The 9858-nt window shown below is 53.2% G+C and carries 6 protein-coding genes; 2 read left to right on the top strand and 4 right to left on the bottom strand.

The features are described 5' to 3' along the window. Positions 1 to 302 precede the first annotated feature (302 nt). The 3 genes from OSC10802_RS0110440 to hcp form a co-directional block, all read right to left on the bottom strand. Entirely contained in the window at positions 303 to 497 is a 195-nt protein-coding gene (locus OSC10802_RS0110440; RefSeq protein ID WP_017716732.1) for a hypothetical protein, read from the bottom strand. A 392-nt stretch (positions 498 to 889) separates the two neighbouring features. Next, the gene (locus OSC10802_RS0110435; RefSeq protein WP_017716731.1) at positions 890 to 1294 is read right to left on the bottom strand and encodes a nuclease A inhibitor family protein; all 405 of its coding nucleotides are present in this window, start codon (positions 1292 to 1294) and stop codon (positions 890 to 892) included. 839 nt (positions 1295 to 2133) lie between these two features. Continuing rightward, positions 2134 to 3783 carry a hydroxylamine reductase gene (gene hcp, locus OSC10802_RS0110430; protein ID WP_017716730.1) on the bottom strand — a complete coding sequence of 550 codons (1650 nt, stop codon included), beginning with the start codon at positions 3781 to 3783 and terminating at the stop codon, positions 2134 to 2136. Positions 3784 to 4382: 599 nt separating this feature from the next. Here hcp and OSC10802_RS0110425 point away from each other — a divergent pair. Then, positions 4383 to 5096 carry a Crp/Fnr family transcriptional regulator gene (locus OSC10802_RS0110425; RefSeq protein ID WP_017716729.1) on the top strand — a complete coding sequence of 238 codons (714 nt, stop codon included), beginning with the start codon at positions 4383 to 4385 and terminating at the stop codon, positions 5094 to 5096. Between the two features lie 108 nt (positions 5097 to 5204). On the opposite strand, the gene OSC10802_RS0110420 is transcribed toward OSC10802_RS0110425, so the two are convergent. Beyond that, positions 5205 to 5666 (bottom strand): hypothetical protein, encoded by a 462-nt coding sequence (locus OSC10802_RS0110420; RefSeq protein ID WP_017716728.1) that lies wholly within the window; start codon positions 5664 to 5666, stop codon positions 5205 to 5207. A gap of 971 nt (positions 5667 to 6637) precedes the next feature. Here OSC10802_RS0110420 and OSC10802_RS44210 point away from each other — a divergent pair. Next, complete coding sequence (locus OSC10802_RS44210) at positions 6638 to 9787, top strand: bifunctional diguanylate cyclase/phosphodiesterase (protein WP_017716726.1); 3150 nt, start codon at positions 6638 to 6640, stop codon at positions 9785 to 9787. Positions 9788 to 9858: the final 71 nt, after the last annotated feature.

Below are 9858 nucleotides of genomic sequence, written 5' to 3'. Positions count from 1 at the left end.
AAGCCCAACTACGAACCTTTTTGGGCTAAAGCCCAACTACGAACCTTTTTGGGCTAAAGCCCAACTACGAACCTTTTTGGGCTGAAGCCCAACTACGAACCTTTGGGCTAAAGCCCAACTACGAACCTTGGGCTAAAGCCCAACTACGAACCTTTTTGGGCTAAAGCCCAACTACGAACCTTTTTGGGCTAAAGCCCAACTACGAACCTTTTTGGGCTAAAGCCCAACTACGAACCTTTTTGGGCTAAAGCCCAACTACGAACCTTTTTGGGCTAAAGCCCAACTACGAACTGCGCACCGGCTTATTCCTTGTCATCTCTTTTTGACCGGCGGCTTTCTATCTTGGCTGTCTTTTTAACAGCCCGCTTTTTCATCTGCTGGATTTCCGCCAGCACCCGCCGCCACTCCGCCGCTATCTCCTTTGCCGAATCATCGGCATGAAATTCCAGATAGGTGACTGTCTTTCGTATTAAATACTCAAATTCTGCCGGTGTCATGGGATTCTGAAGCCTGCTCAGGCTAATGTTTTATATATAGCCGCGAATTCTCTGAGCTTGTTGGCGAATTAATGGGGGATTATCGCCCGCAAAGCGGAATGTCGCTTCATTGGTTGGGGAGAAGGAGGCCGAGCCTCCAAATAGGCGTTACCAGCCTGAGGCTGGGAACGAGGAAAACCCGCGCATCTTGTGAAAATCTCCCTCTTATCTTAGCCCGCGTAGGCGGGCTTTGTTTGTATAGCCGCGATTTCCAATCGCCTGGAAAGTAGCAATTATAATCCTGATTATCCCACAAAGATTTCCACTTACCCGCCCCTAAAATTTGACAAAATAGATGCAACCCGATAGAATATAAGCAAACACCGGAAACACCGGCACCGACAAGCCGGCAGTCAAGCTTCTACCGCTACAGTGGAAAGCCCCGCCAGATTGTCATCCCGCGTGGTGCCGATGATGTAGATGTCAACCCTGCCGGTGCCGACTCGGTACACTTTAATATGGCTCAGGTGATATTTTAGGAAATTTTTCAGGATGTGATATCTCCCCACTGTCTGTTTTTCTTTTTCAGTTTGCCCGTCTCGCTGTTGCAGTGCCGGTGCGAATAAATTATCAAAATCCACCACTTCCACCGGCGTGTTTGGGGGATGGTGGGTGAGTTGCAGCAGCTGTCTTGGCGTGATGGCTGCTGTTTCCCAGGCAAAGACTTGAAACGGATAAAAATCCCTTTCGCTTATCCAGAACAGCCCGTCTGTTAAGTCCGCTAGCCTGTCTGTCAGTGCTGAATTGATCGCGATCATGCGCTTTGGATAGAAATAAGGCTATCCTAACTCTATCACAGGAAAATTTTTCCCGCCTGGCAGCCGCCGGCAAACCATTCCCGAGCGTAACGATGCGTCTATTTTGCACATATAGAAATTATAAATAATTTGTGCTACAAACCCGGTTTCTTGGAGAAACCGGGTTTCTACTTTTGTTTCTACCTTTTCACAACTCACTTAGAACCGCTATATATAGCAGTATGCACTTAGGTTAGGACATTATATCAAGAGGCTAAGGCGTTCGCCTTAGCCTACGCCTTTTTCCCTAGGTCACTGATGTCCTAACCAATATGACTGCTGCTATATCCCTGTGGCTGCGGTTTACCGGCTGTCAAAACCGGCTTCCCCAGAACTCTGGGCCACCGCGTGCGCAGTATTAGGGCTGATCCGAAATGTCTGTATAAGATGTTACACTTTTGCTCTGCTTATGGTATAAAAGAGGCAGAGCCGACCGAGGCGCGTTCCCAGGCGGTAGGGGCGGGTCCCCGTGCCCGCCCTGGAACGAGGGATAATCGCGTGCGTTGGGGCGGGGCGAGCGCCGAACGCTCCGCACACCGAGGAAGGGTTGCAATAAACCCGCCCCCGCCCTATAGCACACTTTGCGCGTTTTAAAAATCTTACTGGCGGCAGATTTACAAACCTTAAAGTTGCGGCATACTTGATAACCATAAATGCCTTCTTTAATGCCTCCTTCTTTAAAGTTGATTTAAATCCCGCCAATCTCCTTTGAGGCGGGTTCTTTTTTTTCGGGCCCATTCGCCCCGGCCCACCGGCACCCCTAAATGCTGCAGGGGTGCCGGTGGGTGGCGCTCAGATCCTTAAGCTTCTGCAGAAGCGCCCAAACAAGCCGCCAAATCGGCATCCGGCGTCGTAATCGCCTTCAGGCCATATTTTTCCGACAGCAGCTTGAACACATTCGGGGTGATAAACGCCGGCATAGTTGGCCCTAAGCGGATATTCTGAATCCCCAGATACAGCAGCGTCAGCAAAATCGCCACAGCCTTTTGTTCGTACCACGACAGGATCAGCGACAGCGGCAAATCGTTGACGCCCACCTCAAACGCATTCGCCAGCGCCAAAGCAATCTGTACCGCCGAGTAGGCGTCATTGCACTGGCCAACATCCATCAGCCGGGGAATCCCGTGAATATCTCCCATTTCCTGGTCAAAAAAGCGGAATTTGCCGCAGGCGAGAGTCAGCACCACGCAGTCTTGCGGCACTTTTTCCACCAACTCGCTGTAGTAGTTGCGGACTGGTTTGGCACCGTCGCAACCTCCCACTAAGAAGAAATGGCGAATCTCTCCCCGTTTGACGGCTTCAATCACAGCACCGGCAACACCGAGCACCGCATTGCGGGCAAAGCCGGTGGTGACGCGACCCCTGTCGCTATCTTCGGCAAATCCAGGCATCGCCAGCGCCAGCGCAATCACCGGCGCGAAGTCGCGGCTGTCCAGATGGGTGACTCCTGGCCAACCCACCGGCCCCAGCGTGAAAACCCGGTCTTTATAAGAATCGTGGGGCGGCATCAGGCAGTTTGTGGTCATCACAATCGCACCCGGAAATGCTGGAAACTCTTTCGTCTGGTTCTGCCAAGCGGTGCCGTAGTGAGCGTAAAGGTGCGGGTATTTTTGCTTCAACCCCGGATAGCCGTGCGCCGGCAGCATTTCCCCGTGGGTGTAGATGTAGATGCCTTTGCCTTCCGTTTGTTTGAGCAGTTCTTCGAGGTCCTTCAAATCGTGGCCAGACACTAAGATGGCCTTGCCTTGCTTGACACCGAGGGGGACGGGTGTGGGGACGGGATGGCCATAGGTGCCGGTGTTGGCGGCGTCCAGCAGCTGCATCGCCAGCAGGTTAATCTCGCCCACTTTCAGGGCGATACCCACCCACTCTTCCAGCGACAGCTCTTGGCTGTCAAGGCTGGTTAAGGCTTCGTGGAGGAAAGCGCCAATCGCTGGGTCTTCGTGGCCCAAGTGTCCGGCGTGGTAGGCGTAGGAGGCAATCCCTTTGATGCCGTAAAGGACAGTCAGTTTTAGGGAGAAAATGTCTGTGTTGTGACCGGCTTTGGAGATGAACTCGAATTCCACATCTTTGCCTTGCTGCACCAAACCTTCCAGGGTTTGCGCCGGCTCAAAGGTGGCTGGGCCTTCTGGAATGGCCTGGGGGGCGATTGCCCCGACTTGGGCTTTCAAGGCGTCCCGCAGCGCGACTGACCGGTTGATATACTCGATAAATCTCTGCGCGTCGAAGTCAACATTCGTGAGGGTGGAAAACAGCGCTTCGCAGGTGAAGGCGTCAACTTCGCGGCTGGCGACGCCCACCTGGCGAGCGGCGAGCGCCACAAGTCCTAGCCCCCGCAGGGTGTGGGTCAGCAAATCTTGCAGGGCGGCCACTTCCGGGCTTTTGCCGCAAGCTCCCCATTTGTAGCAGGCTTCCCCACCGGCAGTTTGTTCGCACTGGCTGCAAAACATAGGTCACATCTCCAAAGCGTCTCTTTCGTTGTCTGATACCACTCTAGAACCGGCTCGCGGGAGATCGCTTTGACTTAAGTCAATCTTTACAAGAAATCAGGAATTTCACCGGCTGCCCGCACTCCCCAAAAAGCCGCAAACCCCTTCCGGGGCTTGAGTTGTGCCGGTTGCGCAACACGATTGTTTTTTTATGACCTCGCTCGATATTACTTTAAGATTGTTAACAATCTTTCACCGATTTATACAGGAGTTAAGCACAATTTCCTACTAAGCAAAAATACTCGCCGCCGGTGCGTTCCGCCGAGCGGAACGCTACTTTTGAATCCGAACTCGTGTAGAGACAAGGGCATCGGCGTTCGTAGAATTAGCTTGACATCTTTCAAACTGCATGCTAAACTGCAGTGAACTTGCCAAAGTAGGGTGGTTGACGCTGCGCGTCACCCACCGGCAGAAGTGTCCAACCGGCTCGACAGCTTATATCATGTCCTTGCACTACCGCAGCCCCCTCACCCCCCAACCCCCTCTCCCACAAGGGGAGAGGGGGAGTAAGAAAAAGATTAGATTTTTTTGCCCTCAATTGACCGGACATTATATTAAACGTGAATCACAAACCTGCTGAACTCAGTGAATTTATCGCCCAAACCCAGATGTTTCGGGGGGTGCCTCAAAACCAGCTGGATGCCTTGGCTAATATTGCCGTCAAGCAAAGCTATCAAAAAGGTGAGGCACTCTTCTGGGAAGGGGATGAAGGTGTGGGCTTTTTTGTGGTTGTGAGAGGGAGGGTGAAAGTCTTTAAGTTCTCTCCGGAAGGGAAAGAGCAGATTTTGCGAATATTCGCAGCCGGCGAGCATTTTGCGGAGGTGCCGGCGTTTGACGGACAAGCGTTTCCGGCTTCTGCTGAGGCGCTGGAGGCGAGCGAGGTGCTGCTGTTCCGCCGCACTGCTTTTTTGGAACTCCTGCAGCAGCACCCGACGCTAGCTATCAATATTCTCGCGATTTTTGCGGGGCACTTGCGCCGGTTCGCTCAGCTGATTGAAGACCTGTCGCTGAAGGAGGTGCCGGGGCGTTTGGCTGCTTATTTGCTGTATCTGAGCGAAGGTGCGGGGAGCGGGGAGTCAGTGGAGCTGGATATTACGAAGGGGCAGCTGGCTGCTTTTCTGGGGACGATTCCGGAGACGCTCTCGCGGGTGTTTGCGCGGCTTGCCGGTGAGAAGCTGATTGCGATAGATGGAGCGAAAATTAAGTTGCTAGACCGCGAAAAGTTAAGGCTTTTAGCGGAGGGGAGATTGAAAGTTAAAGGGGAAAAGAATTAAATTCTCTAGAAACCGGGTTTCTTAAAGAAACCCGGTTTCTGGCCCCCTGAAGTTTCACAAATCATTGATAACTGGTATATCAGCGCCCGCGAGAAAATTAAATGGGTATTAGTTAGCCTCCGGTCCTTTGTCTTGATTCAGCTCCTTGCACTTAGCTTCTGCCTGTTCGTAGGCATTTTGGTAGTCACTGCCGCCTAACATTACGTCGCCATAATACTCGTATGGTGGCTCTCCATAAATGGGGAGTGGGTCATCTTCTGGATAGTCTTCTTTAGATTCTTCTATTATGGCTTTAAGTTTCTTGACGGTCAGGCGCTGTGCGGGGAAGTAGTAGAGTTCGCTTTTGTGGAGGTGGGGAAAGGTGGGATCGACAATCCGCTCTTCAAGCTCAATCCAACTGTATTCGAGGGGTTTGTACGGCGCTCCCGCAAACGCCAAAAAGCCTTGGACGTATAGGGCTCCTTTGGTGGCTAATGCTGCTTTATAAGCATTGTCAAAGCAGTTGGTAGCTTTGCTGTTGATGCGGGCAGCAATTTCTCTAGAGAGCGTCTCATCTAGTGGTTTGGTCATATGATGGGTTTCCTTTATGGCGCGTTACCCAGACAGTGTGCTGCCTGTGGGGCTGAAGTCCAACTGCGAACTTTCGGCTGAAGTCCAACTGCGAACTTTGGGCTGAAGCCCAACTACAAACTGTGGGACTAAAGCCCAACTGCGAACTTTGGGCTGAAGCCCAACTGCGAACTTTGGGCTGAAGCCCAACTGCGAACTTTGGGCTGAAGCCCAACTGCGAACTTTGGGCTGAAGCCCAACTGCGAACTTTGGGCTGAAGCCCAACTACAAACTTTGGGCTGAAGCCCAACTACAAACGAGGACATCACCGCCCCAATAAGCCGCTGTGCGGTCAGAGTGGGTGACAGCGCACATTTTAGCGATTTGAACTGGGCACCGGCTATTTGAACTTTGGCCCATCCCTGAGTCGGGTGCCGCGCGCCACCGGGCGTTCCCGGTGAAAAGCCGGTCTGGCTGGCTCGTATCCGCTACAAGTCATGGCCCTGTACTTTGGCCATTGTGGGCCGGCAGGGGAAAAAATCCTCGTCCGGGCGCGCTTGACTGGCACTCCTCTGCACCGCTCGAAGCTTGTGGGAGAGCCGGTTGCTTAAATAAAATTACGTAACTTTACAAAAATAATATGAAAGTTTAGATAAAGTTTACGCAGCTTTACGGAAACCGCTTGTCAGGCAAAAAGATAGGGATTAGAGCCACTCAAATTGAGCCAAAATCAGAAAGAGCTTTTCCGCTACAAGCCCGATCTGAAGCTTTTATGATTTAATATTCTTTTCAACTCGCTACGGCAAAAAATACTCCTTTAGACAGAGATATGAGCGGTTTTTATAGGGTAGCATAAAAGAGCTATTCTTAGAAAAGATTTGGGGTAATAGAAAGAGGGTGCGGAGAATTTAAGAAAATAAAAAACAGGTGACATTCTAAACTGTGCGCCCAGTCGGAACAGCCAATCTAGGGGAAAAATCAGGTGGACAAAGATGAGCGCCATTATTAAGGGGAGAGACGGAAATCAACAAAATGTGCTTTCCGGCTCGGAAGGGCAGCTATTGAGGGAACAGCGGGTATTTAATGGGTCTTACCTGGTTCAAGCCCGGCGCTGGCTCGACCGGCAGTTGCCGGTGGCAGTGAAGATTGGCGTCCCAGTGGTTACCGTGACCGTCGCGACAGCAACGCTGCTGGGCATCAGCACAGTTAATACAGTGGGGGAGCGCCTCAAGGAGTCAGACAGAGAGCAGGCGCGACAGCTGGCAGCGGCTGTCGGGGCTATATTCCAGGCTGAACCCGAGGATGCCGCACAGATGAATGCCTTTCTGCAAAACATCAAAAAATCCGAGCCGTCGGTCGAGCGCATCCACATCTACCGCCTGAGCGAAGGGGTGCCGCAACTCTGGGCCAGTACAGAGCCGGTAGAGTGTTCTGCCTGCTCTGATGCAGGGGCTGCAGGCACCGGCACTTCTGTCAGAGTCACCGAGAGGCAGAAAGAGAATACAGACGCAGAGGAACTGGAAATCAAAATGCCGGTGAAGGTGAACGAGCGGGCAGTCGCTACCGTAGGTGTGCGGGCGGCACGAAAGCGCCGCAATCAAGCCATTGCGGCAGCCACACAGAGTGCCGCAGTGGCGGCGGCAGCGAGTGTCGCTTTGGAAATCAGCGCTCTGGCACTCATTTTCTACTGGGCTGTGCTGTGCCGGTTAGCAAGGCTCTCGCGCGCTGCAGAGCTGGTTGCAGCAGGAGATATGACAGTGCTTCTCCCCGAAGGGGACCACCCCCCTGGGCGCGATGAGTTCCTCAACATAGCCCGACAGTTTAACTGCATCCTCAGCAGGGTGAGGAAGCGCGCTTCTCAGCAGAACACGTTAGTTGAGCTGGGGCGTGCTGTGCCAGAAATAACCCTTGGCAATTTTATCGACAAGACTGTCAAACTTGCAGGTCAAACCTTGAAGGTGGAGTATTTCGATTTTTGGGAGTTTCTTCCAGAGCGCCAAGTCTTGCTCCTGCGGGCTGGAACCGGCTGGAACCCAGAGCTGATAGGGAGCGCCACCCTAGAGGCGTTTCCTGATTCCGAGTTCGGCTATCCGTTGGTTAGTCAAGAGCTAGCGATTGTCACAGACTTCTCCAAAGAAACCCGCTTCAGGGTGCCGCAGATTTTTCAGGACTGCAGGATTGCCAGCGGCATGAGCGTCCTGATTAAAGAGGGGAACCAACCTTTGGGGGTTCTGAGCGCGCACGCAACGCAAGCGAGGACTTTCACCAAAGATGAGATTCAATTTCTGCAATCAGTAGCTTGCCTGCTGAGTGCGGCAATGGAGCGCCAGCGAAACTCGGCAGCGCTACAGCGAGCGCAGGCAGCAGAGGCGGCGGCATCAGAGCTGGAAAAAGAATTGAGCGAGCGCAAGCGGGCGGAGATCGCCTTGCGAGAGAGCGTGGAGCACTATGCCCTAGCGAGCGCCGGTGCAAAAGTTGGGCTGTGGGACTGGAATTTGCAAACGAACGCTATCTATTTTTCTGAGTGCTGGAAATCCCTGTTGGGCTGGGAGGAGACAGAAATCGGAAACAGCCCGGAGGAATGGCTGAACCGGATACACCCAGAAGACATCATCCGGGTGCAAACGGAGATCGCCAATCATGTCGAGGGACTGACCCCTCACTTTGAAAGTGAGTGTCGCATTTCGCACAAGAATGGAACTTATCTGTGGGCGTGCTGTCGGGGTATTGCAGTTCGGGATGGAAACGGGGGGGTTTGCCGGATGGCGGGCTATATGACGGACATCACCAAGCGGAAAGTCGCCGAAGAACAGCTACGGCACCATGCGTTTCACGACCCGCTGACCGGCCTGTCTAACCGAGCCTTATTCATGAACCGGCTGGAACACGCATTTGAGCTGGCTAAACGGCGGCCAGATTATTTATTTGCTGTCCTGTTTCTGGATTTAGATCGCTTCAAGACGATCAACGACAGCCTCGGTCACCAGTGTGGCGACCAACTGCTGGTTGAATTCGTTGCCAGGCTGGTGCCTTGCCTGCGTTCTGGAGATACCCTGGCGCGTCTGGGAGGGGACGAGTTCGCAATGCTCCTGGAAGATATCCATCACATCAGCGACGCCACAGCAGTTGCCAAGCGGATTCAAAAACAGCTAGAATTACCTTTTAACCTAAACAATCGTCAAATATCCACCTCTGCAAGCATCGGCATCGCTTTGAGTGCCGGCGATTATAGCGAACCGGAGGAACTGCTGCGGGATGCGGACTTAGCGATGTATCGCGCCAAGTCTGCAGGCAGGGCGCGGCATCAAGTTTTCGACCCAGCAATGCAGGCGCGGGAAGTCGCGCTGTTGCAGCTGGAGAGCGAGCTGCGACGAGCCATTGAGCGCCAAGAGTTTCAGATTCACTACCAGCCGGTGGTGTCCCTGGAAACCGGCGCGATTGCGGGGTTTGAGGCGCTGGTGCGCTGGAAGCACTTCAACCGGGGTATAATTGCTCCGGAGGAGTTTATGCCGGTGGCAGAAGAAACGGGATTAATTGTCCCCATTGGCTACTGGGTGCTGCGTGAGGCTTGCCGCCAAATGTGCGTGTGGCAGGAGCTCTTTCCGGCCAGCCCGCCCTTAACAATTAGCGTGAATATTTCAGGGAAACAGTTCTCACAAGCGGATTTGATCCCACAGATTCTCTGCATCCTGCAAGAAACCGGCATCTCTCCCCGGAGTTTGAACCTGGAAATTACCGAAACCGCGATTGGGGAAAATCTAAACGCGGCGGCGGCCAAGATCGGGCAGCTGAAAAATCTGGGTGTGGGGCTTTACATTGATGACTTCGGGACGGGCCATTCATCCCTGAGCGTCTTGCACCGCTTTCCATTTGATGCGCTGAAGATCGACCGCTCCCTGATCGGCAGGATGGGAGCGGATGGCGAGAGTTCAGAGATTGTCCGGGCGATCGTGACCCTGGCCCATAATTTAGGGATAGGTGTGGTGGCAGAAGGAGTGGAAACAGCGGATCAGCTGGAACAGCTGAGGGCGACCGGCTCTAACAGTGGGCTGGGGCAGGGATACTTTTTCTCCAAGCCGCTGAACACAGAAGCCGTGGAGGTGTTGATGTCTAGAGCGATCTGGCGCAGGCGGGGCAGGTAAAAGAATATGGGCGAGTTCAAGGCTGTTTTATGAGGGCGCAAAGGGCAATATATGTGCGGTTCTAAGTTTTA

The organism is Kamptonema formosum PCC 10802 (assembly GCF_000332335.1).
Classification (GTDB): domain Bacteria; phylum Cyanobacteriota; class Cyanobacteriia; order Cyanobacteriales; family Oscillatoriaceae; genus Oscillatoria.
This window is presented reverse-complemented; position numbering and strand designations above follow the sequence as displayed.